Here is a 25,733-nt window from a genome sequence, read left to right as displayed (position 1 = left end):
GTTATGAGGTTACTTATTATTGTGTATTACACCCGGTGATAGGGGTGGTTTTGCGTGATCGACCAGGCGCGGTACAACTGTTCCGCCAGCAGTACCCGTACCATGCCGTGGGGTAGCGTCAGGCTGGAAATGCGCACCAGCATGTCGGCGCCCGCCTTGAATTGCGCATCCAGACCGTCGGCACCGCCAATGACAAATGTAACATCACGGCCGTCTTGTTGCCACTCTGTCAGAAATTTGGAAAGTTGGACAGTAGTAACATCTTTGCCGCGCTCGTCCAGGGCAATGATCCGTGCGCCCTTCGGGATCGCTGCTTCGATGCGGCTGCGTTCCTGCGCCATGACCGTTTCTGCTGTCCTGCCGCCTGCGCGGTCTGCCGGCTTGATTTCCTTGAGCAACAGCCGGCATTCAGGCGGCATGCGCTTGGCATATTCGGAAAAGCCGGTTTCGATCCAGTCGGGCATCTTGTGCCCGACTGCAGCGATGATCAACTGCATGCCAGGCGCTTAACCGGCTTTTTTGGCCGGCGACTTCTTTGCCGGCGTCTTGCGGGTGGCAACCTTTACCTTGACCGGGGCAGGAGCAGTCTTGGCAGCCGTCTTGCGGGGCGCAGCGGTCTTGGCGGCGGTGGACTTGGCCGCAGTCGTTTTCGCCGCAGTCGTCCTGGCGGTCGCAGTCTTTGCAGCCGTCGTTTTTGCTGCCGTCGTCCGGGTCGTCTTCGCAGCCGTCTTGGTTGCCGTTTTGGCGGCGCCCGTGGCAGTCTTGCGGGCCGGGGTCTTTTTCGGCGCTTCCGCCTCAACCTCGGCAGGCGCGCGGCTGACGGTCAGGTGGCGTCCGCGCTTTTTCGGGGCTTCTTCCTCTTCTTCGGGCTCGTTGGCCGGGCGTTTGACAGTGCGCTTGGCGGCGCCCAGCTTGACTTCCTTCTCGCCCCAGATTTCTTCCAGGCGGTAATAGTCGCGGATGGCCGGTTGCATGATATGGACGATCATGTCGCCGAGATCGACCAGCACCCATTCGCCGGTGTCTTCGCCTTCGATGCTGAGGATCGTGCCGCCATTTCCCTTGACCTTGTCGCGCACCGAAGCGGCCAGCGCCTTGGTTTGCCGGTTGGAAGTGCCGGAGGCGATGGCCAGGCGATCGAACAGGCTGGTTACGTGGGCGGTGTCGTAGACACGGATGTCTTGTGCCTTGACGTCTTCGAGGGCGTCAACGACGAGGGCTTGCAGTTTTTTGATATCCATGCGGGGCTTTGTTCCGGTAGAAGTTACGTTATTTTATTTATAGTCTAACACTGCCGGCGATGGCAAGGTCGCCGGCAGGTATTCTGGCTAGTTTGTTCTTGCCTGGTGGCAGTGCGTACGTCAGACCCAATCGCGGTGAGTCAAAAACTCGGTGTACAGCTGCGCTTCGGCGCTGCCGGGCGCGGGGCTCCAGTTATAGCGCCACTTCACCACAGGCGGCAGCGACATCAGGATCGATTCCGTACGCCCGCCCGACTGCAGGCCGAAATGGGTGCCGCGGTCGAACACCAGGTTGAATTCGACATAGCGGCCGCGCCGGTAAGCCTGGAAGTCGCGCTCGCGCTCGCCGTAGATGGTGTCCTTGCGGCGCGTCAGGATGGGCACGTACGCATCGACGAAGGCGTCGCCGACGCTTTGCGTCATGGCGAAACTCTGCTCAAAACCGAGGGCGTGGAAGTCATCGTAAAAGATGCCGCCGACGCCGCGCGGCTCATTGCGGTGCTTGAGGAAAAAGTAATCGTCGCACCATTTCTTGAAATGCGGGTGCAGCTCGGCGCCGAACGGCGTGAGCGCATTCTTGCAAGTCTGGTGAAAATGCCGGGCATCTTCCTCGAAGCCGTAGTAGGGCGTGAGATCCATGCCGCCGCCAAACCACCACACCGGCGCCTGGCCTTCGGCATTGGCGACGAAGAAGCGCACATTCATGTGCACCGTGGGCGCATAGGGATTGCGCGGGTGGAGCACCAGCGACACGCCCATGGCTTCCCAGTTGCGTCCGGCAATTTCGGGCCGGTTGGCGGCAGCCGATGGCGGCAGACTCTTGCCCATGACGTGCGAAAAACCCACGCCACCGCGTTCGAAGACATTGCCTTCCTCGATGATGCGGGAAGTGCCGCCGCCGCCCTCGGCGCGTTCCCAGCTATCGGTCAGAAACGGCTTGCCGTCGACAGCTTCGAGGGAGCCGACGATGCGGCTCTGCAGGCCGGTCAGGTAAGTCTTGACGGAAGCGGAATTCATGGGAGAGCCTTTACCGCTTGATTGCGCGCCAGCCAATGTCGTGGCGGTATTGCATGCCATTGAACTGGATCTTTTCCACCGCCTGGTAGGCTTCGCGCTGCGCCATCTTGACACTGTCGCCCAGCCCGACTACGCACAGCACGCGTCCGCCTGAGGTCACCAGGTGGCCGTCGGCATGGGTGGTGCCGGCATGGAAGGTGACGGCATCGGGCGTCTCGGCCGGGATGCCATGGATGGCGTCGCCCTTCTTCGGCGCTTCCGGATAGCCGGCTGCGGCCATCACCACGCCCAGCGCGGTGCGGCGATCCCAGTCGAGTTCGACCTTGTCGAGCGTGCCGGCGACGGCATGCTCCAGCACGGTCAGGTAATCGGTCTTCAGGCGCGCCATGATCGGCTGGGTTTCCGGGTCACCCATGCGGCAGTTGAATTCCAGCGTCTTGGGGTTGCCATCCTTGTCGATCATGAGGCCGGCATACAGGAAGCCGGTAAAGGGAATGCCATCGCGTGCCATGCCCTGCACGGTCGGGTCAATGATTTCACGCATGACCCGCGCGTGCAGCGCCGGCGTAACGATCGGCGCCGGCGAATAGGCGCCCATGCCGCCGGTGTTCGGCCCCTGGTCATTGTCCTGCAGACGCTTGTGGTCCTGGCTGGTCGCCATGGGCAGAATGTTGTGGCCATCGACCATGACAATGAAGCTGGCTTCTTCGCCATCGAGGAATTCCTCGATCACCACGCGCGCGCCGGCGTCGCCGAGCTTGTTATCCGACAGCATGGCGTCGATGGCGGCATGCGCTTCGTCCAGCGACATGGCCACCACCACGCCCTTGCCTGCGGCCAGGCCGTCGGCCTTGATGACGATCGGCGCGCCCTTGCGGTTGACGTACTCGTGCGCGGCGCTGGCGTCGGCGAAGGTCTGGTATTCGGCAGTCGGGATGCCGTGGCGCTGCATGAAGGCCTTGGCGAAATCCTTGGAACTTTCCAGTTGCGCGGCTTCCTTGGTCGGGCCGAAGATTTTCAGGCCCTGGTCGCGGAAGATGTTGACGATGCCGGCGGCCAGCGGGGTTTCCGGGCCGACCAGGGTAATGCCTATGCCTTCCTTGATGGCGAATTGCGCCAGCCACGCCGGATCGGTGATCGGCACGTTTTTCAGGCGCGAATCGAGTTCGGTGCCGCCATTGCCGGGCGCGACATAGACCATCTGGATGCGCGGCGATTGCGCAAGTTTCCAGGCCAGCGCGTGTTCGCGGCCGCCTGAGCCTACTACCAGTACTTTCATGTGCTTATTCCTCGATCACGGCGTTGCTGAAGACTTCCTGGACGTCGTCCAGGTTTTCCAGCGCATCCAGCAGTTTTTGCATTTTCAGGGCGTCCTCGCCGGTGAAGACGGTTTCGGTCGACGGCTTCATCGTCACTTCGCCCATTTCGGCCTTGAAGCCGGCTTTTTCCAGGGCATCCTTGACGGCGGAAAAGTCGTGCGGCGGGCACAGCACTTCGATGCCGCCTTCCTCGTCGGTCAGCACGTCTTCGGCGCCGGCTTCGAGCGCGGCTTCCATCAGGGCGTCTTCATTGGTGCCCGGGGCGAAATAGAACTGGCCGCAATGCTTGAACAGGAAAGCCACCGAGCCTTCGGTGCCCATGTTGCCGCCGAACTTGGAAAAGGCGTGGCGCACTTCGGCCACGGTACGCACGCGGTTGTCGGTCAGGCAGTCGACGATGATGGCGGCGCCATTGATGCCATAGCCTTCATAGCGGATTTCTTCATAGTTGACGCCTTCCAGGCCGCCGGTGCCGCGCTGGATGGCGCGGGTGACGTTATCCTTGGGCATGTTGGCGTCGGCCGCCTTGTCCACCGCCAGGCGCAGGCGCGGGTTGGCATTGATATCGCCACCGCCCATGCGGGCTGCTACTGTAATTTCCTTGATCAGCCGGGTCCAGATCTTGCCGCGCTTGGCATCGGTTGCTGCCTTTTTATGCTTGATGTTGGCCCATTTGCTATGTCCTGCCATGGCGACTCTTTCGTAAGCGTTTTGCAAGTGCCTGTTTTTGAAGGGAAAAACGCCAGTTTTTCATTCCGGTCGAGTCGACCGCAGGCACGTGGATAAACGCGGATTTTACCATACCGGCCCTTGTCAAAACTGCCCTTTACGTGGCCTTCGGCATGAATGCGGAGGAAGCCCTACAATCCTTCCATGTCTGTAAATCAATCTTCCATGACGCCGACGCGCCAGGCTTTCCTGCTTGGCCTCGGCATCGCCACCCTGGGCGCGGTTTTTTTCTCTGCCAAGGCCATCGTCGCCAAGCTGATTTACCGCTACGACGTCGATGCGGTCACCCTGATCACATTTCGCATGCTGTTTTCGCTGCCGTTTTTCCTTGGCATCGCGCTGTGGAAAAGCCGCACCGACGCGCCGCTGTCGCCGGCCGAGCGCGGCAAGATCGTCGTGCTGGGGTTGATCGGTTATTACCTGTCGAGCTTCCTGGACTTTCTCGGGCTGCAGTACATCAGCGCCGGCTTGGAACGGCTCATCCTGTTTCTCGCCCCATCCTTCGTCTTGCTGATTTCCTTCCTTTTCCTGAAAAGGAAAGTCACACGCCTGGAGTGGCTCGCGCTGCTGGTGTCCTATGGCGGCACGGTCCTGGTATTCCTGCATGACGTGCGGGTCGGCGGCAGCAATATCGCCCTGGGCGGCGCGCTGGTGCTGTCCAGCGCAATTACCTACGCCCTGTACCTGCTGCTATCGGGCGAACTGGTGCGCAAGGTCGGCACCCTGCGCCTGGTGGCCTATGCCATGTGCGTCTCCAGCGTGGCGTGCATCGCCCAGTATTTCCTGCTGCGGCCGGCCGGCATGCTGGTGCAGCCGCACGAGGTGTATGTCCTGTCGCTGCTCAATGCAGTGTTTTGCACCGTGCTGCCGGTCTACCTGACCATGCTGGCCGTGGAAAAGATCGGTGCGGCCAGCGCGTCCCAGGCCGGCATGGTGGGGCCGGTGTCGAACCTGTTTTTGGCCGCGCTGATCCTCGGCGAGCCGATTACGGCAATCCAGCTGGGCGGCACCGCGCTGGTTTTGTGCGGCATGTATTTGTTGTCGCGCAAGAAAGCGTGAAGCGGCAGTGCGGCGGGCGCGCGCCATTACGCCATCGCCACGCCGGTTTAGAATGCTGGCAATTCGGATCAAACACTTTTACAACCTGCGAGGTGCGCATGTCTAAAGCAATCAGGATTTCCCGGGTGGGCGGCCCCGAAGTCATGGAATATGTCGATGTCGAGGTGGGCGCGCCTGGCCCCGGCGAGGTGCGGGTGCGCCATGCCGCCATTGGCCTGAACTACATCGACGTGTATTTCCGCAATGGCGCCTATCCGCAATCCTTGCCGGCAGGGCTGGGCATGGAAGCGGCCGGCGTGGTCGACGCGGTCGGTGCCGATGTTTCTTTCCTGCGCGTGGGCGACCGTGTGGCCTATGCCTCGCATCCTCCGGGGGCGTATGCCGAGGACCGCGTGATGCCTGCTGCCAAGGTGGTGCGGCTGCCGGCCTCCATCGATTTCGAAACGGCGGCGGCCATGATGCTGCAAGGCCTGACCGTGCAATACCTGTTTCGCCGCACGTATCCCTTGCGCGGCGGTGAAACCATCCTGTTCCATGCCGCCGCCGGCGGGGTAGGCCTGATTGCCTGCCAGTGGGCGCGCGCCATGGGCGTGACCATGATCGGCACCGTCGGCTCCGATGAAAAGGCGGCGCTGGCAAAGTCCCATGGCTGCACCCATGTGATCAACTACAACAAGGAAAATTTTGTCGAGCGCGTGCGCGAAATCACCGGTGGCGCCGGCGTGCCGGTGGTATATGACTCGATCGGCAAGGATACTTTCACCGGCTCGCTGGATTGCCTGGCGCCGCTGGGCATGCTGGTCAGTTTCGGCGCGGCTTCCGGCCCGGTGCCGCCATTTTCCATGCAGGAACTGGCCTCGCGCGGCTCGCTGTATGTGACCCGGCCGACGCTCTTTACCTATATTGCCAAACGCAATGACCTCGAGCAAATGGCGAGCGAACTGTTTGCCATGGTCGACAGCGGCAAGATCAAGATCCCGGTCAACCAGCGCTATGCCTTGAAGGATGCCGCGCTGGCCCACCAAGACCTCGAAGCGCGCAAGACCACCGGTTCGAGCATCCTGCTGCCATAAACCGATTAACTGACTGGATAAAAATGCACTCTGACCCCAAATTAAACGAGCCCGCCGCTGCGGACGATTCGCCCAAGTTCGGGCGCCTGCTGCTTGTGCTGGTCGCGGCGGTGCTGGTCGTGGTGGGGGTGACCTTCGCTTCGCTGGCTTACTATTCCTGAGGCTTGCGCTCTTTCGCGGGCACTTCCGTGAATTCGAGTTCGACCCGGCGCGGCACGCCGCTCTTGCCGGGAAACTCGGCAAAGGCGCTTTTGACCATGTAGGGCATGACGGCGGCCAGCGACGAGGTCTGGCCTTCGCCGGCAACGGTGACGTCATACAGTTTCTTGCCATCGCTGATGCGCGTGATGCCGACCTGCAGCTGGCGCCGGAACAGGCGGTAATTCGATTCCTGGTAGCTGACGACCGGCGGCGAGTACCAGAACGGGTCGTAAAACGGATCGTAATAACGGTAGGGCCAGCGCGGGCCATAGTAGGGCCCGGCCCAGCCGGAATTGACGACCACGGGTTGCACCACCCGCACGTCGCGGTCGCTGACCTGGTACGCCATGTTGACTTTCAGCGCGGCTTTCGCCCCCCCGGCAGGGTCGGCAAAACCCAGTCGCAGCAGTTCGGCGCGCACCAGGTTTTCATAGTTGCGGTATTCCAGGTCATTGTTTTGGGCGGCAGACCGCTCGAAAACAAAGGACTTGTCGGCCAGTTGCGCCGGCCATTCATGGAACGCCGTCACCTCGTTGCGGATGGTGGGGGTGGCACAGCCGCTCAGCAAAAGCGCCAGCGCCGCCAGGATAAGGAAGGGTATGCCGCGTCTCATGGCGCGCTCCGGTTGATTCTGTGACATGCTTAATGATAGTCCCGGATTCATTTCAGTGCGGGTTTTCGAAGAAAATGTAGCTGGCGCCAAAATCGCTGATTTCGAAATACACCTTTTTTTCGCCTGCATCCGCCACCATGTTGAGGTTTTCATCCAGGATGCCGTAACCATACCGGTAAGAACGTGCCTGGCCATCGCTCGTTCCTAGTGCGGTGGAAATCTTGTCGATTTTCAGGAAACGCCGGGCTAATTTTTCGCCGGCATAAAATTCCAGCACGCCATTGGTGCCGGTCCAGTTTTGCACCGAGCGGCTAATCTGGTTTTGTTGCTCCTGGGTACAGGAAGCAAGGCCAAGCATGAGGCAAAGCAGGCCAGCCGTTGTTAGTAATTTCATGATTCTCCCTCCGGGTTGGTAAAATCCTATTTTGCGCCTTTCTTTTGCAGGACTCCACCGCGATGCGTACAGACACTCCTCCGACGATCTACCGCCAGCAATATACCGCTCCCGCCTACCGCGTCGAACAGGTCGAGATGGGCTTTGATCTCGACCCGGCGGAAACCCGGGTTGCCACCCGCAGCATCCTGGTGCGCAATCCCGGCAGCCCCGAGCGCGACCTGGTCTTGCATGGCCATGAGCTGCGCCTGGTGCAAATCCGCATGAATGGCAAGACACTTGCGCAAGGGCAGTATCTGCTCGAGGGCGACACCTTGCGCATACCGGGCGCGCCGAACCGCGTCACCCTGGAAATCGAAACCGCCCTGCATCCCGAGCGCAATACGTCGCTGATGGGCTTGTACGTCTCCAGCGGCAATTTCTTTACCCAGTGCGAAGCCGAGGGCTTCCGCAAGATCACCTACTTCCCGGACCGCCCCGACGTGATGGCGAAGTACACCGTGATGCTGCGCGCCGACCGGGCGCGTTACCCGGTCTTGCTGGGCAACGGCAACCTGATCGAGGAAGGCGACCTCGGCGATGGCCGCCACTACGCGCTGTGGGAAGACCCCTTCAAGAAGCCGTCCTACCTGTTCGCGCTCGTGGCGGGCAACCTGGTGTGCCAGGAAGAAGCCTTCCAGCTCAAGTCCGGCCGTGAAGTCCTGTTGCAGGTCTGGGTCGAGCACGGCAACCTCGACAAGACCCAGCACGCGATGGATTCGCTCAAGAACAGCATCCGCTGGGACGAGGAGCGCTTCAACCTTGAACTGGACCTGGATCGCTTCATGATTGTTGCCGTGGGCGACTTCAACATGGGCGCCATGGAAAACAAGGGCCTGAACATCTTCAACACCAAATATGTGCTGGCCAATCCGCGCGTTGCAACCGATATCGATTACGCCGGCATCGAAGCGGTGGTCGGCCATGAATACTTCCATAACTGGACCGGCAACCGCGTCACGTGCCGCGACTGGTTCCAGCTGTCCCTGAAGGAAGGGCTGACCGTCTTTCGCGACCAGGAGTTTTCCGCCGACATGGTCGGCAGCGCCTCGGGGCGCGCCGTCAAGCGTATCGAGGATGTGCGCGTGCTGCGCCAGACCCAGTTCGCGGAAGATGATGGCCCGATGGCGCACCCGGTACGCCCGGACTCGTATATCGAGATCAACAATTTCTACACCGTGACGGTGTATGAAAAGGGCGCCGAAGTGGTGCGCATGTACCAGACCCTGCTGGGCCGCGACGGGTTCAACCGCGGCATGGAATTGTATTTCCAGCGGCATGATGGCCAGGCTGTGACCTGCGATGATTTTCGCGCCGCCATGGCCGACGCCAACCGCCGTGACCTGTCGCAGTTCGAGCGCTGGTACAGCCAGGCCGGCACGCCGCATGTGTCGGCCACCGGCGAATACGACGCCCACGAAAAAACCTACACACTGACGCTGGCGCAAAGCTGCAAGCCAACGCCGGGCCAGGAAGAGAAGCTGCCATTTCATATTCCGGTCGCCGTCGGCCTGCTTGACGCCAGCGGCCGCGACATGCCGCTGCAGCTGACGCCCGGCGCGCAGGCAGCCGATGCGCCCACCACGGCCACCCTGGAGCTGACTGAAGCGCACCAGACCTTCGTATTCCACGGCGTGGGCGAGTGCCCGGTGCCTTCGCTGCTGCGCAATTTTTCGGCGCCCGTGGTGCTGACCCACGAATACACCGATGCGGAACTGGCTTTCCTGATGGAGCAAGACAGCGATCCATTCAACCGCTGGGAAGCCGGCCAGCGCCTGGCCACGCGCCGCTTGCTGGTGCTGGTCGACAAGCTGCTGCTGGCCGATTCCGCTGCCCAGACTTTCGATGGCGACGCCGCCGACTTGCCTGCGGGGCCATCGGGCGCATCGCTTGCCGAGCATTCAGCGCTGGTGAGTGCGCTGCGCAGCACCCTGCGCCATACCGGCCTGGATCCGGCATTCCGTGAAGTGGCGCTGATGCTGCCGTCCGAAGCCATGCTTTCCGAAGAGATGGACGTGATCCATCCGCATGCCATCCACCGCGCGCGCCAGGCGCTGCGGCGCGCCCTGGCGGATCAGCTGCAGGAAGATTTGCTCGCGGCTTACCATGACAACCAGACGCCGGGCCCCTACAGCCCGGATGCGCAGTCGACCGGCCGGCGCGGCTTGAAAAACCTGGCGCTGGCTTACCTCGGCGAGCGCGACGATGCCGCTGCCCATGCGCTCATGCAGGCGCAGTACGACCATGCCGGCAACATGACCGACCGCATGGCTGCGCTGACCGCGCTGGTCAACAGCAGCGCGCCCGGACGCCAGGCCGGCCTGGAGCGTTTTTACCGCGACTTCGAGCATGAAGCCCTGGTCATCGATAAATGGTTCACGCTGCAGGCGACCGCCCGCGGCACAGATGTGGCGGCAGTGCGCGCACTGGCGCGCCATCCCGCCTTCACCCTGAAAAACCCGAACCGCGTGCGCAGCCTGGTGCTGGCCTTCTGCAATGCCAATCCGGCGCAATTCCATGCCGCCGACGGCAGCGGCTATGCCTTCTGGGCCGAGCACGTCATCGCCCTGAATGCGATCAACCCGCAGGTCGCCGCGCGCCTGGCGCGCTCGCTCGACCGCTGGCGCAAATTTGCCCCGCCGCTGCGCGAAAAAATGCGCGCCGCCCTGCAGCAGGTCGCCGACACCCCGGCACTGTCGGGCGACGTGCTGGAAGTTATCTCGAAATCCCTTGCAAACTGACTGGAACACCATGACAAACAACGCAAAACGCATCAGCCTTACGCAACACCTGGTGGAGCAACAGCGCCAGCACAATACCGTGCCGGCCGAGTTGCGCCTCCTGATCGAAGTCGTCGCCCGCGCCTGCAAGACCATCAGCCATGCGGTCGGCAAGGGCGCGCTCGGTGAAGTGATGGGCAGCGCCGGCAGCGAAAACGTCCAGGGCGAAGTGCAGAAGAAGCTCGATATCATCTCCAACGAGATCCTGCTGGAAGCCAACGAGTGGGGCGGCCACCTGGCGGCCATGGCATCCGAAGAAATGGAAACCATCCACCCGATCCCGAACCGCTACCCGATGGGCGAATACCTGCTGATGTTCGACCCGCTGGACGGCTCGTCCAATATCGACGTCAACGTTTCCATCGGCACCATCTTCTCGGTGCTGAAGGCGCCGGACGGCATGGTCACGCCGACGGAACAGGACTTTCTGCAGCCGGGCAGCAAGCAGGTCGCCGCCGGCTATGCCGTGTATGGCCCGCAAACCGTGCTGGTGCTCACCACCGGCAATGGCGTCAACTGCTTTACGCTCGACCGCGAAATGGGTTCGTGGGTGCTGACCCAGCAAAATATCCAGATTCCGGCCGATACCAAGGAATACGCCATCAACGCCTCCAACGCGCGCCACTGGTATGCGCCGGTGCAGCGCTATATCGGCGAACTGTTGGCCGGCAAAACCGGTCCGCGCGGCCGCGATTTCAATACCCGCTGGATTGCTTCCATGGTCGCCGACGTGCACCGCATCCTGAACCGCGGCGGCATCTTCATGTATCCGGCCGATGCCCGCGAACCAAACAAGCCTGGCAAGCTGCGCCTGATGTATGAAGCCAACCCGATGGCCTTCATCGTCGAGCAGGCCGGTGGCGCTGCCACCAATGGCACGCAACGCATCATGGACATTCAGCCGGAAACCCTGCACCAGCGCGTGGCGGTTTTCCTGGGGTCGAAGAATGAGGTTGAGCTGGTGACCAGCTACCATCGCGATGCCTGATCAGGGCCGATTACGCCTGACAATGCCCGGCTGGCGTAACAGCCCGGTTCTTTGCTAAAATAGCGGTCTTGGCTGATGTAGCTCAGTTGGTAGAGCAACTGATTCGTAATCAGTAGGTCGGTGGTTCGATTCCTCTCATCAGCACCAGTAGACTCAAGCAAAAAGCCCAACTCACAAGGTTGGGCTTTTTGCTTTCTGAAGAAATGGCGCCGGTACGATGGCCGGCCAGGCTAACAAAAAGCCCGCCTCTATTTCAGGGCAGGCTTTTTTGAATCAGTGCTGGCTTGACGCTTAGGTTCAGGCGGCACGCTTGCGCCGTGCAAAGCCGAGCCCGGCAAGTCCCAGTCCCAACAGCGCCAGCGAGGCCGGTTCGGGAACATTGGACGTCGTCGGCAGCGCCAGCAACTTGATCGTCGCGGTTTGCGCTTGCGTGCCGATGTTGCTGAAGGAAAGGTCGAGCAGATCAATTTCAAATTGGCCGCCCGAGCCAAAATTCACTGCCAGCGGATTCCAGCTCAGCGTGTAATCCACGGCGGGATCGCTGATTGAGCCTTGAGTGGCTACGCCGGTCGCCGTCAGGGTTTGGGTTGTCCCCAGCGGGTTGGTAAAGACAAAGGAAGCGAGCACGCTGAGATTGTCCTGTTCATTGTTATTGATGCCCAGGTTGGCACCACTCCCGATGTTTGGCTCATTGAAATTCACCGTTCCGATGGTGAAAGTGTAGGTATCGTTAATGGCGTTCAATGGGAAGCTCTGGAGAATCCCGGAATTTGTAAACACCACATTCAGCAGCGTGCCGCCATTCTCGGGATTCGAGCCAGAATCGACGCCGTATCCGGCGCCAGGCGTGAGGGAAGCCGAGACATCAAACGTAATGGCCTGTGCAGTCGACGCAACAGCAAGGAACCCAAGGGCGGCTATTCCCGAAGTCATTTTTTTAAATAGCTTCATTTGATATTCCTTAAGTTGGTTTGTCTGGGTCATAACGTTAAGCAAAAAACAAGCCGACTTAATAAAAAGCTAATTATTCAATGAGTTAGTAGAATCTCCATCGAAAGTCTCAAGCGGGTTGTAAAGCTTTTCGACATGCTGCCTGGGCGGGCCGGAAGACGCGGAAACTGATCAGGAGAAGCAGGCGAACGATGTGCCTGCTTCGCTAATCACAACGACTATGTCCGTTGATGACGTCGTGTTCAAAAAGACTCTGGCTCTTCCGGCGTGGTACCCGACCGCGGCAAGGTCTTTTGCATGTCCTCCCGGCTGAGGTGTTGCGGCCGATGCGGGCTTTCATCCGGGTCGTCCAGTGGCAGGATGTGCTGGTCGCCCGATTCCTTGCGGCGTTGCATTTGGGCCGGGTTCGAAGACTGGACGTGCGTCCGGTTTGGCTTGCGGATAGTCATTAAGGGATCCTTTCAATTGAAAAAAATCAAGGCAGGAAGCCCTTGGATGGCACTGCGTAAAATGAGTTCGGATGAAGGGGTTTTGCCTGGCGAACCAAATTTCCAGCACGGAATCTATAGGATCGTTGGGAGTGGTTCGTCACAAGGTGGAGTCAATGAAGCCGTCCCTGTACACCCGGCGGTGTGCCGTCGTATTTGCCCTGCTTGCGTACTGGACAGGTACTCCTTGCGCTGCGCTGGATGCTGCTGCCGATCAGAAAAGTATGGGCGCCGATGGTACGGTACTGGTGGATGTGCCACTTGCCGAAGAAGCGAAAGTGCTGCGCCTCAAGCTTCCGCCCGGAACGTACGCATTTTATTGTGCCAAGCGCCTGCTTGGCTTTAAAAGCCATCGCCAGCGTGGCATGGCAGGCGTGCTGGAGGCAAGGGAGTAGCGCGTGCCATGGGGCATACTTACCTTGATCCTTATCGTGGCGCTCGGGGGTAATGCCATGGCCGATTCCCTGGACGATGCAGCAGAGCGCTTTCGTGCACTGACTACTTATCAGCTCACCATCCGCGCAACGGCCGCCGACGGCGAGCGCCAGGTGATCCGCTATTTCTATCGCAAGCCCGGTTGGGTCCGGATGGACTTCATCCAGCCGCACAGCGGCATGGTGGTGATCTTTGATCCCGTCGTGCGCAAGGTGCGATTATGGCCTTTCGGGTTGAATCGTGCGCCGGCCCTGCGCCTGGGAGCAGGCAACCCCTTGCTTCGCAGCCGCAGCGGCCAACGGATTGATCGCTCCGATATCGGCGCGTTGCTGACCAACCTCCAGGAGCTACGCGCCTGTGGCAGCATGATGCAACTGGGCGAGTCGGCGCTTGCAGCGCGCGCGGCAATTGGCCTGGACATTGTTGGCAGCGGAACAGCTGTGGTGGCTGGCGTGCATCGCTATCGGGTGTGGCTGGCGACCGCTTCCATGTTTCCGTTGAGAGTGGAAAGCTTTGATGTTGATGGCGCCATGGTCGAAACTGTCGAAATGGCGGATGTCGAAATCGACGTGCCTTTCGATGAGCGATTATTTGCGCCATGAATGAGGGAGGGTAGCATGCTCGAAGCCTGCAACAATCGCTACCATCTGTTCACGGAGTGGCAATTCGATGCGCCGCTCGATCTCGTCTGGGACGCAATTTTCCATGCCGAGGCATGGCCCGACTGGTGGAAAGGCGCCGAATCGGTTGTCACTCTCGAGCGCGGCGATGCCGATGGTCTAGGCGCACGGCAGCGATATATCTGGAAGGGCGTGCTGCCTTACCGGCTGATGTTCGTCACCTGCGTGACCCGGGTCGAGCCGTTACTGCTTCTGGAAGGACGTGTCGAAGGTGACCTCGAAGGCAAGGGCTGCTGGCGCTTCCTGCGCGGCCAGGGCCGCACTACCGTGCGCTACGAATGGCAGGTGCGCACGACCAAATTATGGATGATCGTGCTTGCGCCGCTGGCAAAGCCGATTTTCCGATGGAATCACGATGCGGTCATGCGCGCCGGTGGCGTTGGCCTGGCACGCCACCTGGCGGCGCGGTTAGCGTAAAAGCCAGCCATTTTTTTCGCTGGTATTTCGGCGCAGCTTGGTCAATTCAAAATCCTGCGATTTCTCAAGGCTCCCGCCATATTCTTGCTTGGTGCGGTGGCGCACGGACGGACATGTTTCTGGTGCGTATTCTGACTCCATTGACGCAAATTAAGAAACAAACAGCGACCGCGTTACTCCAGCTAGATTCGCCTAGCAGGGCGTCTGATGTGATGCCTGTCGATTCGGGGCTTTCCCGGACTGAAAAAAATTAGGGACTAAAAAATAATATGAAACAAATTACAAAAACGATTCTTGCAGCCTTTGCCGTGACGGCGCTCATTCCGATGGCCGCCATGGCAGCGGGTCAGGACAGCAAGAACCAGGGTTACCTGGTCGACGCCCCTGGCTCTGTGATTGTCATGAACAGCACAGGCCTGTGCTGGCAAAGCAGCGAATGGACGCCGTCGCGCTCGGTCGATTCTTGCGGCCGCCCCATCACCTCCGTTGCCGCACCGGCGCCGGTCCTGGCAGCCGCCTTGCCAGTAGAGGCGAAGCCGCAAGCGCAATCCCAAAAGATCAGCTTTTCTGGCGATGCACTTTTTGCGTTCGATAGCGCGGAATTGAAGCCCGAAGGCAAAACGATGCTGGATGGCCTGGTGCGTCAGATTGACGGCGCCACGTATGACAGTATTGTCGCCACCGGCCACACCGACCGCTTCGGCAGCAATGAGTACAACCAGCGTCTGTCGGAGCGCCGTGCGCAGTCCGTCAAAGAATATTTGATAAGCAAAAATGTACAAGCCAGCCGTATCGATGCCGAAGGCACCGGCGAAAGTCAGCCGATGACGAAAGCCGGCAATTGCCAGGGTGAGAAGAGCGTGAAAGTGGTCGCTTGCCTGCAACCTGATCGCCGCGTCGATGTCGAGCTGACCGGCGCCAAAACCGTGGTCCGCACACTGTAAAACCCGCTTTGCCTGCCGACTTCGCGTGGCAGGTTGATTATTACTTCTTTAACGTTATTCGGAGAACATCATCATGAAACAATTAAAACAAATTTCCATCCTTTTTGCCGCTGTCGCTTTTGCTGCCGCCATGGTGGGCTGTGCATCGTCGCCAACGCAAGAGAGCACGGGCCAATACATTGGTGATACTGCCATAACCGCCAAAGTTAAAGCCGCCATCTTCAATGACGCATCCTTGAAATCCAAGGAAATCAATGTTGAAACCTTCAAAGGCTCTGTGCAATTGAGCGGCTTCGTGGCCGATCCTGGCGACATGAGTCGTGCCGTCGCCGTGGCAAAAAGCGTCAGTGGCGTGACTGCGGTAAAAAACGACATGCGCGTGAAATAAATCTGCATAAAGCTCAGGCCGCATTGCGGCCGGCTTACCTGAAATTTACAACGGCTTTTCCAAATGCATGGCAATGGAAAGGCCGTTGTTGTTTCATCGGCGCCCTTATTTGAGAGGACTGTATGAATAAATCAATCTCGTTAGCGATTCTTGCCGGCGGCATCATGTTGCTGCTTTTCGGTATCAGTGAAATGAACTCCTTCAATTCCAGCATTGCCAGGATTTTTAATGGCGCGCCCAGCGATCGTTCGATCTGGATGCTGATCGGTGGGGTCATGATGACAGTAGCCGGTGCTGCGGGCTTGGCACTGGCATCGCGTAAAGCTTGAGTCCTGCCAAAGCGTTCGTTAGCACACAGACCGATCGGCATGCACTGGATACTGTGCAGACTTGGGTTAAAGAAACAAAGTTGATCCAATACTGCATACACCCATAGGGATAAAAATGAAAATCGCAAAAACGCTTTTGAGTGGCATAGTTGCCATGTCGGTACTGATGCCGCTGGCCTTGTTGCCTGGCCCGGTTCAGGCGCAACAATATAATACAAGCCAATCCGCGCCCAGGATCGAAGGCTTTAACGTCGATGAGGCGCGCAAACTCGCGCCCGGCGTGGAATTGGACTTTACCCTGTACGGCACCCCGGGAGGCGCAGCCACCATGCGTATCGACGGCGCCATGCGCAATCTCACGCTGGTGGAAATTGAGCCCGGCCGTTATGAAGGCAGCTATACGATCAGCAGCCGTGACAAAATCGTTGCGCGCAGCCCGGTCACCGCCAACCTGCGCGTCGGCAATCAAGTGGCCAGCGCCGTGTTGAATGAATCCCTGCAAATCGGTGTCGGCTATCACAGCGCCAAAGCCGCGCCTGGACCGCAGCCTGTCATCGGGCGCTTCGACGTGGTCCAATCGCGCGACCTGTCGCGCGGCGACGACTTGCAATTTACAGTGCGTGGAACACCGGGGGCCAAAGTCGACTTGGTAATCGAAGGCGTCAAGGGAAAAATCTATCTGCCTGAAGTAAGCAGCGGCGAGTACGCCAATACCTATACCATTCGCACTCGCGATCGAATCGCTGCAAATAGCGTCGTCACCGCCTATTTGCACATCGGAGAGCGCACCACCAGCGCCAAGCTGGGAAAAGCCTTGCAAAATGTCGCGGCGGCGCCGGCACCTGCTGATCGCATCTGCGCCACCTGTGGCACGATCGAAGCAATCAACCTCATTGAAGTCAAGGGAGACGGCAACTACCTGGGTACTATCGGTGGCGGTGTTGTCGGCGCCTTGCTGGGCCGGCAAGTCGGCGGCGGCAACGGCCGTACCGCTGCGCAAATTGCGGGCGCCGTCGGCGGTGCTTATGCCGGCAATAGGATTCAAGCCAACATGAGCAAGACGAGCCACTACGAAATCGTGGTGCGTTCGCAAAACGGCGCGACCCAAATCATCCCCTCGGAAACGGAACCGGTCTATCGCGTCGGCGACAAGGTGAAGATCACCGACGGCGTCATGGCGCGCACATAATGAAGCCGGGCGCAGCAGGCGGTCGGCAGGCGCCATTCCGCGCCAGTTGCGCCATTAACTTCAAGCGACTGATCCATGCAATCGGTGCCGGCTGCGCCATACTGCTGACAACAGCATGCGCATCCTTGCCCGAGGTGCCTTACCGTGATGATGCGCTGATCTCCGTGGCTAGCCCGACGGTGGCCAATGCGCAAGGCGACATGAGGCCGGCAAAATCAAACGCGCTCATTGCCAGGCGTTGGCACGGCGCGCGCATCTCGCATGCCGACGTTAGGGAAGTCGCGGTGCGCGAAGAGGCAGCGACCGGAAGTTCTCTTATCACCGGCAATAAAGTCACGCTGCTCTACGATGGTCCGCAAACCATGGCGGCAATGATTGAGGCGATCAGTAACGCCCGTCACCATATTCATCTGGAAACCTATATTTTCGATCAAGACGATCTCGGCATGAAGTTTGCGGACCTCTTGATCGCCCGCCAAAGGGCAGGGGTGCAGGTCGCCATCACCTACGATAGCGTCGGCACCTTTGGCACACCGCAAGCGTTTTTTGACAAAATGCGTGATGCCGGCATCCACCTGCTCGCGTTTAATCCGGTCAATCCACTGAAACTGATCGGGCCGTGGCTGCCGAATAACCGCGATCACCGGAAAATTCTTATCGTCGACGGCAGCGTTGGATTTACTGGCGGCGTCAATATCAGTGGCGATTATTCGACCAGTTCGCTATTTCGCTCGTCTGCCCGCCGCGATGAAAAAGTGGGCTGGCGCGACACGCATATCAAAATTGAAGGCCCCGCCGTGGCGGCGCTGCAAACCGTTTTTCTGGAATCCCGGGCGAGCCAGAATGCGCCGGATTTGCCAGACAGGATGTTCTTTCCACCTCAGATCGAGGCTGGCGACAAGCTTGTGCGCGTGCTCGCCAGCGAACCCGGCGGCGACCATGAAATCTACAAGGCCTACATGCTGGCAATTGAAGGCGCGCAGCACACGGTGCATATCACCAGCGCTTACTTCGTGCCGGATGCACAGATTTTGCAGGCATTGAACGCAGCAGCGCGCCGTGGCGTCGACGTCAGGATTATTTTGCCAGGCGTGACCGACAGTAGCCTGGTGTTTCATGCAGCGCGATCTTATTACGCTGAAATGTTGGAAAGCGGGATCAGAATCTATCAGTTGCAAGTCGCTATCTTGCATGCCAAAACCGCGGTCGTCGACAAAATGTGGTCGACCGTCGGTTCAACCAATATCGACACCAGAAGTTTTTTACACAACAGTGAAATCAATCTGGTGGTGATGGGGGAAGAGTTTGGCGCAGCAATGGAGGCCGCGTTTACGGAAGATTTGCGCAACTCGGTCGAAATCACTCCTGGCAAATGGCAGCGGCGAGGCACTGGTGACAGGCTGAAGGAATGGGCCGCACGACAATTGGCTTATTGGCTCTGATACCTCGGCGCCTTATGCGAATGCCGGGTGGCCGCAGGATTACAAAGGAATCGTGATGAAGCAAGCAAAAATCAGACAGGATGCGGGCACGGTCGTGCGCCGGGCGTTGGCGTTATTACTATTTTGTGCGGCAGTCAGTCCGGCCATAGCGGCCGAATCTGAGAGTGTCGCGCTGCTGCATGCCAAACATGCGTCGCTGGAAGCGTCGTTGCGAAGTACGCCATTCAAACAGCCGTTGATACTTGAATCGTCGGAAGGCGAGAGTCGTCTCGGCGGCGATATATACGCCGTCGTCAATCATCCGTTTAGCGCAGTGCATGCCGGATTAAACAATCCGGATCATTGGTGCGACATCATGCTCTTGCATATCAATACCAAATTTTGCAATGCCACCGAGGGGCCGTCATCTTCCAGGCTGAGAATTAATCTTGGCAAGAAAACTCCTGAAGAATTGATCGATACCGAGCAATTTGAATTTACCTATAGCGTGGCGGCAGCCACACCGCAATACTTCGGTGTCGCCTTGAGCGCCAGGCAAGGGCCTATGGAGACCAGCGCGTACCGTATTTTTTTGGAGGCCGTACCGCTTCCTCATGATAAAACCTTTCTGCATTTAACTTTTTCGTACGACGTGAGCTTCGCTGGAAAACTGGCGATGAAAACCTATCTCGGCACGATCGGCAGTCATAAAGTTGGATTTTCCGTGATCGGCAAGCGTCATGACGGGCAGCCTGACTATATTGGCGGGGTGCGAGGCTTAATGGAGCGCAATACGATGCGCTATTACCTGGCGATCGATGCCTTCCTGGGTGCAGCCAACTCTGCCGAATCCTCGCAAACCGAAAAGCGCCTGCAGGACTGGTTTACTGCCACTGAGCGCTATCCGCGTCAATTGCGCGAAATGGATCGTCAGACTTACTTGAGCATGAAGCGCAGTGAATATGAACGGCAGCAGGCGGCACATTGACCATCCATTAGGTTTCCGAAATCTAGGAGAAATTCCTGTTGCGCTGCCTAAAGATCGTTTTAAATTTCATAATTTAACGAATGTGCGACAGCGAACAGAGCGCTCGGCAGGAAAAGCGGATAACAGAGGTGGCAGTTGCACAGCCAGTCCTTTAAAAGCGCTTAAGCGCAAACAGGTTTTGTGCTTGGTGTCTTTGACTTCATTATTTATAAACTTACAGAGAGAAATTCCCATGAAATTAGGTCATTTACTGCTTGCAGCATCTGTTATGGCATTCGCCAATGTAGCGTCGGCGCAGGCAGTCTCTGGTGCAGACACCGTCAAAGTGGATCCAAATGCGCCAGTTTATTCCGACCCGATCGTGCAAAAACGCCACGCCCACCGAGTCGCCAAGGCAGAAAACAAGACGGCCAAAAAAGCCGCAGAGAGAAAAATGAAGATCGAAAAGTCTGAGGCAAAGTCGGAAATGAAATCGGAAATGAAAGAGGCAAATGCAGTGCTGAAGGATTCCCTGGCTACGCCATCGACGGCATCGGCTCCGGGCGCAACCAAATAAAACAGATTCTAGAAACAGCACAGCACGTTGGCGCTGTAAAAAACCCGGCAAAAATAGAATGTTTTGCCGGGTTTTTATTTGTATAAATCGTCAATGTAATTTTAATGCAATGTCGATGTAACCAGTATCACCGGCGCGGCGTCTTATCATCATTTACTTTATCGGAGTCCTTATGTCATTTCTTATTTATCTAGTCGGGTTTGCTATTCTTATCGGCGGCGTCGCCTGGGGTTTGGTTACTGCGGGCGTGCCGACGCTATATGTCGCCATCGCATCGGTGATCTTGCTCGGGGTTGGCATATTGACCGGCGTTGCCAGTACGCGTGGAAAAGATCCGGCTTAAGCCGATCAGTTGCGTGCGCGTTGGTGCGGTGACGAACCGATATTCGTGCGGGATCGGCGCATGCTGCAACGATTCAAACACGACAGGCCTTGCATGATCCATTTTCCTTTCCCCCATTCAATCATCGGCGCATTGCTTCTCATGGCGTTGAACGTACCTGCCGCGGGAGCGGTCTCTCAGTGTATCGATGACGCCGGCAGTGTGACATATACCGACCAGTCCTGCCATGCCGAAGCCAGAGCCGTTGACGCTGGCCCTGCGTCTGGTCCACGGCCAGTCAAGGCAAAGGTCATAAACGCCGTCAATAACTATTCAGCAGCAGAGGAGGCGCGCAGGGTGGCGTGGGCTATGCCGCGTGCGCCACAGCGTAGCCTGGAACCGGACATATCCACCCTGAAAGCTGCCAGGCTTTCAATGTCATTCGACGACCAGGCCAGGCGCCTGGCGCGTCAGCAAGCATCGTTGCGCTCAAAACTCTGAATCATCCGATCAACTGATTCGCCATTAAAAAAGACAGGTCGTGCCTGTCTTTTTTATACCTCCGCAACTGGCACTTCCTTGTGAAAGTCACGCGCAAGAATGTATTCGTTAAGCCATTTAAAGCGGCTTTCTGCCGCTGATAATGCGCAGCAGAACGACCACGACTGCAATGACCAAAAGAACGTGAATCAATCCGCCAACGGTAAAGGAGGTCACCAGGCCAAGAAGCCACAAGATCACCAGGACAACTGCAATGGTATATAACATTTTTTTCTTTCAGGGTTCAGGTCGCGCTACAAGGATGCGGGCCGCGCTGGATTAACTCGAGCATCTGCAACCTGTGTTTGTTAAATTAAAAGGAATCCGGCAACAAAAATGATGCAGCACGGGGATATTTAGACCAGACCATGTGCAAGGCACGCAGGCTGGCACCGGTCTGACTAGCTTGAGCGGATAACACCATCGATCACTTTGACGTGGTCGCCGCTTTGCCATGAAGGCTGCGTTGCATTGGCAATGGTGCGGATTGAGCCGTTTTCCATGCGGACGACGGTTTCATAGCTGATATTGGCTCTGGCGCTTTTTTCGATTTCATGGCCGGCCACCGCGCCACCTAGCGCGCCGACGACTGTCATGGCTTTTTTGCCATTGCCGCCACCGACCTGATTTCCCAACAGGCCACCGACGACGGCGCCGCCGACGGCGCCGACACCGCTGCCTGTGCCACGTGTTTCAATGGCGTGAACTGATTCCACAATGCCGCATTGACTGCAACTTGCCTTCACAGCGCTTGCCACGCGCACCGGTGCGGCTTGTTGTTTCACTGCCTGCGCCACGTGCCGTGGCTTTTCAACTTCGGCGGGCTTGTTGTCGGCGATCAGTGCAGAGGCTTCGGGATTTTTCCCAATCGAATTCGGTATCCATCCCATCATTGCGGCGATGCCTACCGCGCAAAATACGAAAAGACCAATGCAGGCGGCCATCATCATCGGATGGAGCGAGCGCTTATTTACAGTGTTCATGGTGGTTCCCTTGTTGTTATATGAAGTTTGGCAAGTTGATTGGCTTGCCGTGTTACGCAATGGCGTTTGGTTTTGGTGCAGGCGCCGTTACATCGGCCCAGGCTATGCAAAGCACGTTCTTTTGTAATGTGACATCACCGATGCCCTAAGATGCTCCTAAACATGAGGGTGGTCGGTGCGTTGTCACACACATCAAAACGAGCGCGCTGCGTGCGACGTCAGGTGATCGGGGAAATATCAGAAGTAAACCTGCTGGCGTTCAAAAAGCCGGCCACATTGGCGGAATAGAATCGGATATCTGGATATATGCACGATTTCAACGGCGCACACGCAATAAAGTGCTGCGTTAGGAACGCTGTGTGTTACCGTGTGATCCCATGCTCCCGGTCTTGCTGAGCCCGTTTGCCTCACGATTGGAAGCCAGAATCCCATGTCCAGTATCCACGATCCTAATCAAAACCACCTCTTGGCAGCCATGCTCGACGCGGAATTTTCGCGCCTGTTGCCTCACCTGGAATTAGTGCCGATGCTCCTTGGTGACGTTCTCTATGAATCCGGCGGCAAGCTCCAATTTGTTTATTTTCCGACCACGGCGATCGTATCGCTGCATTATTTGCTGGAAAACGGCGGATCGTCTGAAATGGCTGGTGTCGGCAATGAAGGCATACTCGGCATTTCTATTTTCATGGGTGGCGATACGACGTCAAGTCGTGCGGTGGTGCAAACTGGCGGTCATGGGTACCGCTTGAAAGCGCATCTTCTTCTGGAAGAATTCAATCGTGCCGGTCCGGTCATGCGCCTTCTGCTGCGCTATACCCAGGCACTGATGACGCAGATGTCGCAGACGGCAGTGTGCAACCGCCATCACTCGGTCGAGCAGCAACTCTGCCGCTGGCTGTTGCTGACGATCGACCGTATACCGGCAACTGAGTTGACAATTACGCAGGAACTGATCGCCAACATGCTGGGGGTGCGGCGTGAAGGCGTGACTGAAGCCGCCGGCAAGCTGCAAAACTGTGGCTACATCCGTTATCGACGGGGACACATTACCGTGGCCAACCGGGCCGGTCTTGAAAAAAATGTCTGCGAATGTTACGCCGTCGTCAAAAAAGAGTTCGCGCGCCTGCTATCCGATACCCGCCAGCGTCAAATACAGCCGCCAGGCGCAGGATTTTCGTGAAGTTGAGAAGCAAGAGCGGGAAATTTGCCACGCCAGGACGTGGATTTTCGTTTCACGTCAAATCGTCTTATCCGCAAGGCCATCGTGCGGCAACCTTATTGAATCGGGATTTCGGTTCAAGTAAATGCAAGTGATTTCAATGATCTCTACCAATAAAAATGCGCCGGGCGAACGATTGATGCTGGTCGGTTTCGGCATGACACTGACGGTATTGTTGCTGGTCGGCGGCATCGCCCTGAATACTGCCGCCCAATCCACCACGCTTGTCAAAATCATTGAAGGTGGTGTGGTGGTGCTGTTGGCGGCGCTAACCTTTATCTATGTGCGGATTCTCCGGGTAATGGCGGCGCGGTTGAAGATCGAACGCGCGTTGCAGGAAGCGCAACAGCCCTTGCTGAAAGAAGGCGCACTGCAACATGCCATTTTCAATAGCGCAAATTTTTCCTGCATCGCGACCGATCCGCAGGGCGTCATCCAGATCTTTAATGTCGGTGCTGAGCGCATGCTGGGTTATGGCGCAATCGACGCGGTCAAGAAAATGACGCCGGCCGACATTTTGGAGCCGCAGGTGTTGACTGCTCGGGCCGCCGCACTGAGCGTGGAATTGAGACGTCCTGTTGCCGCCGGCTTTGAAGCGCTGGTCGCCAAGGCCACACAAGGCGTCGAAGATATTTATGAAATGACCTATATTCACAAGGATGGCAGTCGCTTTCCGGTCGTGGTTTCGGTGGCCCCGTTGCGGGATGAGGCGGATCACTTGATTGGTTATATGTTCATCGGTACGGACAATTCGCAGCGCAAGCGGGTCGAAGCCGAACAAGCGCTGCTTGACCAGCGGCTGCGGGATCAACAGTATTACACCCGTTCGCTGATCGAGTCGAATATCGATGCACTGATGACGACTGATCCGCGTGGCATCATCAGCGATGTCAATCAACAAATGGAGCTGTTGACCGGTACTTCCCGCGAGGATTTGATCGGTGCACCGTTTAAAAATTATTTCACGGATCCCGCGCGGGCAGAAGCCGCCATCACACAAGTTCTGCAAGAAGGCAAAGTCACTAATTACGAATTGACGGCCTTGTCCCGCGACGGCAAACAAACCGTGGTGTCGTATAACGCGACCACCTTTCATGACCGCGATCGAAACTTGCAAGGCGTTTTTGCCGCGGCACGCGACGTCACCGAACGTAAGCAGTTCGAGCATGCTTTGCAGGAAACGAATGCCGCCTTGGAAGGCGCCCGCGCGATCGCCGAAAAAGCGAACCTGGCCAAGTCAGAATTTCTTTCCAGCATGAGTCACGAGCTCCGTACGCCGCTCAACGCCGTGCTCGGCTTTGCGCAGCTAATGGCATCAGATACGCCGCCACCTTCGAAGGCGCAAAAGCAGTCAATCGATCAGATTCTGCAGGCAGGCTGGTATTTGCTGCGCCTGATTAATGAAATTCTTGATCTGGCGATGATCGAGTCGGGCAAGGTGACAATGTCGCAAGAGGCCATGTCTTTGGCCGACGTATTGCAAGATTGCCAGGCCATGATTGAGCCGCAGGCGCAAAAGCGGCAGATTCGCATGACCTTCCCGTCGTTTGACAAGCATTTTTATGTTCACGCAGACCGCACCAGGGTCAAGCAAGTGCTGATCAATCTGCTGGCCAATGCAATTAAATACAATCGCGATGGCGGTGCTGTCACCGTCGAATGCGCGTTGGTCGGTTTGAACCGTGTGCGCGTCAGTGTCGCGGACACGGGCGCCGGCTTGAGCGAGGAACAAGTTGCACAGCTCTTTCAGCCATTTAACCGGCTCGGGCAGGCCAATGGCAGCGAAGAAGGAACCGGCATTGGTTTGGTTGTTACCAAGCAATTGATTGAATTGATGGGCGGTGAAATTGGCGTATCCAGCACGGTTGGTGCCGGCAGCGTGTTCTGGTTTGACCTGGCGGCATCGAGCGCACCTGCGCTGGCGCTCGGTAGCAGCGAGAGTCTTGGCGACGACAGCCGGCTTAGCGCGGCCGAGGCTCGGGCGCCGCTGCGCACCCTGCTGTATGTTGAAGATAATCCTGCCAACCTGGTGCTGGTAGAACAATTGATTGCGCGGCGCAGTGATTTGAAATTATTGACTGCGGTGGACGGCCATCTCGGCGTGGAGCTTGCGCGCACCTATCAGCCAGACTTGATTTTGATGGACATTAATTTGCCAGGCATCAGCGGCTTTGATGCCCTGGAAATTTTACGTAACGATGCGAGCACGGCGCATATCCCGATCATTGCACTATCTGCCAATGCGGTGCCGCGTGACGTAAAGAGAGGACTGGATGCGGGCTTCTTCCGCTACCTGACCAAGCCAATCAAGGTGCCGGAATTTATGGATGCGCTGGACGTCGCCTTGCGTCGTGCGGCGGAGATTGGCGCAACGCGTAAGTCTGAACTGCTACCGTAAGCACATAAGATCCGATCAACGGCCTTGGGGTA

General features: G+C 57.9%; 29 protein-coding genes and 1 tRNA gene. 19 read left to right on the top strand and 11 right to left on the bottom strand.

Translation table 11 applies throughout. The features are described 5' to 3' along the window. Positions 1-26 precede the first annotated feature (26 nt). From rlmH to EKL02_RS15835, 5 genes are all read right to left on the bottom strand, one after another. Complete coding sequence (rlmH, locus tag EKL02_RS15855; RefSeq protein WP_128902934.1) at positions 27-497, bottom strand: 23S rRNA (pseudouridine(1915)-N(3))-methyltransferase RlmH; 471 nt, start codon at positions 495-497, stop codon at positions 27-29. Between the two features lie 9 nt (positions 498-506). Beyond that, entirely contained in the window at positions 507-1,241 is a 735-nt protein-coding gene (gene rsfS / locus EKL02_RS15850; RefSeq protein ID WP_128902933.1) for a ribosome silencing factor, read from the bottom strand. A gap of 120 nt (positions 1,242-1,361) precedes the next feature. Next, positions 1,362-2,258, bottom strand: a complete 897-nt coding sequence (gene hemF, locus EKL02_RS15845) for an oxygen-dependent coproporphyrinogen oxidase (RefSeq protein ID WP_241687742.1) — start codon at positions 2,256-2,258, stop codon at positions 1,362-1,364. A 10-nt stretch (positions 2,259-2,268) separates the two neighbouring features. Beyond that, entirely contained in the window at positions 2,269-3,537 is a 1,269-nt protein-coding gene (gene purD, locus EKL02_RS15840; RefSeq protein WP_128902931.1) for a phosphoribosylamine--glycine ligase, read from the bottom strand. Positions 3,538-3,541: 4 nt separating this feature from the next. Continuing rightward, the gene (locus EKL02_RS15835) at positions 3,542-4,267 is read right to left on the bottom strand and encodes a YebC/PmpR family DNA-binding transcriptional regulator (protein ID WP_128902930.1); all 726 of its coding nucleotides are present in this window, start codon (positions 4,265-4,267) and stop codon (positions 3,542-3,544) included. A gap of 183 nt (positions 4,268-4,450) precedes the next feature. Between EKL02_RS15835 and EKL02_RS15830 the strand changes: the two genes are divergently transcribed. The 3 genes from EKL02_RS15830 (at position 4,451) to EKL02_RS18290 (ending at position 6,599) form a co-directional block, all read left to right on the top strand. Beyond that, a complete protein-coding gene (locus tag EKL02_RS15830; protein ID WP_128902929.1) occupies positions 4,451-5,365 on the top strand; it encodes a DMT family transporter in 915 nt (304 codons plus the stop codon). 98 nt (positions 5,366-5,463) lie between these two features. Next, positions 5,464-6,438, top strand: a complete 975-nt coding sequence (locus EKL02_RS15825) for a quinone oxidoreductase (protein WP_128902928.1) — start codon at positions 5,464-5,466, stop codon at positions 6,436-6,438. A 23-nt stretch (positions 6,439-6,461) separates the two neighbouring features. Further along, the gene (locus tag EKL02_RS18290; RefSeq protein WP_164932047.1) at positions 6,462-6,599 is read left to right on the top strand and encodes a hypothetical protein; all 138 of its coding nucleotides are present in this window, start codon (positions 6,462-6,464) and stop codon (positions 6,597-6,599) included. On the opposite strand, the gene EKL02_RS15820 is transcribed toward EKL02_RS18290, so the two are convergent. Together EKL02_RS15820 and EKL02_RS15815 are read right to left on the bottom strand one after the other, a co-directional pair. Further along, positions 6,590-7,252: a DUF4136 domain-containing protein gene (locus tag EKL02_RS15820; protein WP_128902927.1), complete on the bottom strand. Its 663-nt coding sequence runs from the start codon at positions 7,250-7,252 to the stop codon at positions 6,590-6,592. The two genes, EKL02_RS18290 and EKL02_RS15820, sit on opposite strands and share 10 nt — an antisense overlap. A gap of 52 nt (positions 7,253-7,304) precedes the next feature. Further along, positions 7,305-7,646: a hypothetical protein gene (locus tag EKL02_RS15815; protein WP_128902926.1), complete on the bottom strand. Its 342-nt coding sequence runs from the start codon at positions 7,644-7,646 to the stop codon at positions 7,305-7,307. A gap of 62 nt (positions 7,647-7,708) precedes the next feature. On the opposite strand from EKL02_RS15815, the gene pepN reads away from it, so the two are divergent. From pepN to EKL02_RS15800, 3 genes are all read left to right on the top strand, one after another. Then, positions 7,709-10,426, top strand: a complete 2,718-nt coding sequence (gene pepN / locus EKL02_RS15810; RefSeq protein WP_128902925.1) for an aminopeptidase N — start codon at positions 7,709-7,711, stop codon at positions 10,424-10,426. 10 nt (positions 10,427-10,436) lie between these two features. Beyond that, entirely contained in the window at positions 10,437-11,453 is a 1,017-nt protein-coding gene (locus EKL02_RS15805) for a class 1 fructose-bisphosphatase (protein WP_128902924.1), read from the top strand. A 71-nt stretch (positions 11,454-11,524) separates the two neighbouring features. Next, a tRNA-Thr gene (locus EKL02_RS15800) sits at positions 11,525-11,600 on the top strand. Positions 11,601-11,750: 150 nt separating this feature from the next. Here the strand turns inward: EKL02_RS15800 and EKL02_RS18425 are convergent. After that, positions 11,751-12,437 carry a PEP-CTERM sorting domain-containing protein gene (locus EKL02_RS18425; RefSeq protein ID WP_206732410.1) on the bottom strand — a complete coding sequence of 229 codons (687 nt, stop codon included), beginning with the start codon at positions 12,435-12,437 and terminating at the stop codon, positions 11,751-11,753. 209 nt (positions 12,438-12,646) lie between these two features. After that, complete coding sequence (locus tag EKL02_RS15790; protein WP_128902923.1) at positions 12,647-12,853, bottom strand: hypothetical protein; 207 nt, start codon at positions 12,851-12,853, stop codon at positions 12,647-12,649. 155 nt (positions 12,854-13,008) lie between these two features. Between EKL02_RS15790 and EKL02_RS15785 the strand changes: the two genes are divergently transcribed. The 11 genes from EKL02_RS15785 (at position 13,009) to EKL02_RS18285 (ending at position 20,582) form a co-directional block, all read left to right on the top strand. Further along, positions 13,009-13,287, top strand: coding sequence for a hypothetical protein (locus tag EKL02_RS15785; protein ID WP_128902922.1), 279 nt, complete (start codon positions 13,009-13,011; stop codon positions 13,285-13,287). A gap of 57 nt (positions 13,288-13,344) precedes the next feature. Continuing rightward, a complete protein-coding gene (locus EKL02_RS15780; RefSeq protein ID WP_206732409.1) occupies positions 13,345-13,929 on the top strand; it encodes a DUF1571 domain-containing protein in 585 nt (194 codons plus the stop codon). A gap of 15 nt (positions 13,930-13,944) precedes the next feature. Then, positions 13,945-14,424 carry an SRPBCC family protein gene (locus tag EKL02_RS15775; protein WP_128902921.1) on the top strand — a complete coding sequence of 160 codons (480 nt, stop codon included), beginning with the start codon at positions 13,945-13,947 and terminating at the stop codon, positions 14,422-14,424. A gap of 269 nt (positions 14,425-14,693) precedes the next feature. Continuing rightward, positions 14,694-15,368, top strand: a complete 675-nt coding sequence (locus EKL02_RS15770; RefSeq protein WP_128902920.1) for an OmpA family protein — start codon at positions 14,694-14,696, stop codon at positions 15,366-15,368. Positions 15,369-15,441: 73 nt separating this feature from the next. Continuing rightward, positions 15,442-15,756, top strand: coding sequence for a BON domain-containing protein (locus EKL02_RS15765; RefSeq protein WP_128902919.1), 315 nt, complete (start codon positions 15,442-15,444; stop codon positions 15,754-15,756). A gap of 122 nt (positions 15,757-15,878) precedes the next feature. Next, positions 15,879-16,085, top strand: a complete 207-nt coding sequence (locus tag EKL02_RS15760) for a DUF3185 family protein (protein ID WP_128902918.1) — start codon at positions 15,879-15,881, stop codon at positions 16,083-16,085. A gap of 115 nt (positions 16,086-16,200) precedes the next feature. Further along, complete coding sequence (locus tag EKL02_RS15755; RefSeq protein WP_128902917.1) at positions 16,201-17,274, top strand: glycine zipper 2TM domain-containing protein; 1,074 nt, start codon at positions 16,201-16,203, stop codon at positions 17,272-17,274. Continuing rightward, positions 17,274-18,716: a cardiolipin synthase gene (gene cls / locus EKL02_RS15750; protein WP_128902916.1), complete on the top strand. Its 1,443-nt coding sequence runs from the start codon at positions 17,274-17,276 to the stop codon at positions 18,714-18,716. The genes EKL02_RS15755 and cls overlap by 1 nt, the downstream gene beginning before the upstream one ends. A 55-nt stretch (positions 18,717-18,771) precedes the next feature. Beyond that, a complete protein-coding gene (locus EKL02_RS15745) occupies positions 18,772-19,683 on the top strand; it encodes a hypothetical protein (RefSeq protein ID WP_241687741.1) in 912 nt (303 codons plus the stop codon). After that, positions 19,652-20,239: a hypothetical protein gene (locus tag EKL02_RS15740; protein WP_128902915.1), complete on the top strand. Its 588-nt coding sequence runs from the start codon at positions 19,652-19,654 to the stop codon at positions 20,237-20,239. The genes EKL02_RS15745 and EKL02_RS15740 overlap by 32 nt, the downstream gene beginning before the upstream one ends. Positions 20,240-20,411: 172 nt before the next feature. Then, entirely contained in the window at positions 20,412-20,582 is a 171-nt protein-coding gene (locus tag EKL02_RS18285) for a hypothetical protein (protein ID WP_164932046.1), read from the top strand. Positions 20,583-21,179: 597 nt separating this feature from the next. On the opposite strand, the gene EKL02_RS15730 is transcribed toward EKL02_RS18285, so the two are convergent. Further along, the gene (locus tag EKL02_RS15730; protein ID WP_128902913.1) at positions 21,180-21,329 is read right to left on the bottom strand and encodes a lmo0937 family membrane protein; all 150 of its coding nucleotides are present in this window, start codon (positions 21,327-21,329) and stop codon (positions 21,180-21,182) included. Between the two features lie 173 nt (positions 21,330-21,502). Continuing rightward, on the bottom strand, positions 21,503-22,144 hold the full coding sequence (locus tag EKL02_RS15725) for a glycine zipper 2TM domain-containing protein (RefSeq protein ID WP_241687740.1): 642 nt from the start codon (positions 22,142-22,144) through the stop codon (positions 21,503-21,505). A gap of 370 nt (positions 22,145-22,514) precedes the next feature. On the opposite strand from EKL02_RS15725, the gene EKL02_RS15720 reads away from it, so the two are divergent. Beyond that, positions 22,515-23,264, top strand: coding sequence for a Crp/Fnr family transcriptional regulator (locus EKL02_RS15720; protein WP_128902912.1), 750 nt, complete (start codon positions 22,515-22,517; stop codon positions 23,262-23,264). A gap of 124 nt (positions 23,265-23,388) precedes the next feature. Next, entirely contained in the window at positions 23,389-25,701 is a 2,313-nt protein-coding gene (locus EKL02_RS15715; protein ID WP_347232091.1) for a PAS domain S-box protein, read from the top strand. Positions 25,702-25,733 lie beyond the last annotated feature (32 nt).

This window comes from Janthinobacterium sp. 17J80-10, assembly GCF_004114795.1.
In the GTDB taxonomy this organism is placed as follows: Bacteria; Pseudomonadota; Gammaproteobacteria; order Burkholderiales; family Burkholderiaceae_D; genus Paucimonas.
This window is presented reverse-complemented; position numbering and strand designations above follow the sequence as displayed.

Coding starts and splice junctions, on each gene's coding strand:
- rlmH (WP_128902934.1), bottom strand. CDS start 497: ATGCAGTTGATCATCGCTGCAGTCGGGCACAAGATGCCCGACTGGATC.
- rsfS (WP_128902933.1), bottom strand. CDS start 1,241: ATGGATATCAAAAAACTGCAAGCCCTCGTCGTTGACGCCCTCGAAGAC.
- hemF (WP_241687742.1), bottom strand. CDS start 2,258: ATGAATTCCGCTTCCGTCAAGACTTACCTGACCGGCCTGCAGAGCCGC.
- purD (WP_128902931.1), bottom strand. CDS start 3,537: ATGAAAGTACTGGTAGTAGGCTCAGGCGGCCGCGAACACGCGCTGGCC.
- EKL02_RS15835 (WP_128902930.1), bottom strand. CDS start 4,267: ATGGCAGGACATAGCAAATGGGCCAACATCAAGCATAAAAAGGCAGCA.
- EKL02_RS15830 (WP_128902929.1), top strand. CDS start 4,451: ATGTCTGTAAATCAATCTTCCATGACGCCGACGCGCCAGGCTTTCCTG.
- EKL02_RS15825 (WP_128902928.1), top strand. CDS start 5,464: ATGTCTAAAGCAATCAGGATTTCCCGGGTGGGCGGCCCCGAAGTCATG.
- EKL02_RS18290 (WP_164932047.1), top strand. CDS start 6,462: ATGCACTCTGACCCCAAATTAAACGAGCCCGCCGCTGCGGACGATTCG.
- EKL02_RS15820 (WP_128902927.1), bottom strand. CDS start 7,252: ATGAGACGCGGCATACCCTTCCTTATCCTGGCGGCGCTGGCGCTTTTG.
- EKL02_RS15815 (WP_128902926.1), bottom strand. CDS start 7,646: ATGAAATTACTAACAACGGCTGGCCTGCTTTGCCTCATGCTTGGCCTT.
- pepN (WP_128902925.1), top strand. CDS start 7,709: ATGCGTACAGACACTCCTCCGACGATCTACCGCCAGCAATATACCGCT.
- EKL02_RS15805 (WP_128902924.1), top strand. CDS start 10,437: ATGACAAACAACGCAAAACGCATCAGCCTTACGCAACACCTGGTGGAG.
- EKL02_RS18425 (WP_206732410.1), bottom strand. CDS start 12,437: ATGACCCAGACAAACCAACTTAAGGAATATCAAATGAAGCTATTTAAA.
- EKL02_RS15790 (WP_128902923.1), bottom strand. CDS start 12,853: ATGACTATCCGCAAGCCAAACCGGACGCACGTCCAGTCTTCGAACCCG.
- EKL02_RS15785 (WP_128902922.1), top strand. CDS start 13,009: ATGAAGCCGTCCCTGTACACCCGGCGGTGTGCCGTCGTATTTGCCCTG.
- EKL02_RS15780 (WP_206732409.1), top strand. CDS start 13,345: ATGGCCGATTCCCTGGACGATGCAGCAGAGCGCTTTCGTGCACTGACT.
- EKL02_RS15775 (WP_128902921.1), top strand. CDS start 13,945: ATGCTCGAAGCCTGCAACAATCGCTACCATCTGTTCACGGAGTGGCAA.
- EKL02_RS15770 (WP_128902920.1), top strand. CDS start 14,694: ATGAAACAAATTACAAAAACGATTCTTGCAGCCTTTGCCGTGACGGCG.
- EKL02_RS15765 (WP_128902919.1), top strand. CDS start 15,442: ATGAAACAATTAAAACAAATTTCCATCCTTTTTGCCGCTGTCGCTTTT.
- EKL02_RS15760 (WP_128902918.1), top strand. CDS start 15,879: ATGAATAAATCAATCTCGTTAGCGATTCTTGCCGGCGGCATCATGTTG.
- EKL02_RS15755 (WP_128902917.1), top strand. CDS start 16,201: ATGAAAATCGCAAAAACGCTTTTGAGTGGCATAGTTGCCATGTCGGTA.
- cls (WP_128902916.1), top strand. CDS start 17,274: ATGAAGCCGGGCGCAGCAGGCGGTCGGCAGGCGCCATTCCGCGCCAGT.
- EKL02_RS15745 (WP_241687741.1), top strand. CDS start 18,772: ATGAAGCAAGCAAAAATCAGACAGGATGCGGGCACGGTCGTGCGCCGG.
- EKL02_RS18285 (WP_164932046.1), top strand. CDS start 20,412: ATGTCATTTCTTATTTATCTAGTCGGGTTTGCTATTCTTATCGGCGGC.
- EKL02_RS15730 (WP_128902913.1), bottom strand. CDS start 21,329: ATGTTATATACCATTGCAGTTGTCCTGGTGATCTTGTGGCTTCTTGGC.
- EKL02_RS15720 (WP_128902912.1), top strand. CDS start 22,515: ATGTCCAGTATCCACGATCCTAATCAAAACCACCTCTTGGCAGCCATG.
- EKL02_RS15715 (WP_347232091.1), top strand. CDS start 23,389: ATGCAAGTGATTTCAATGATCTCTACCAATAAAAATGCGCCGGGCGAA.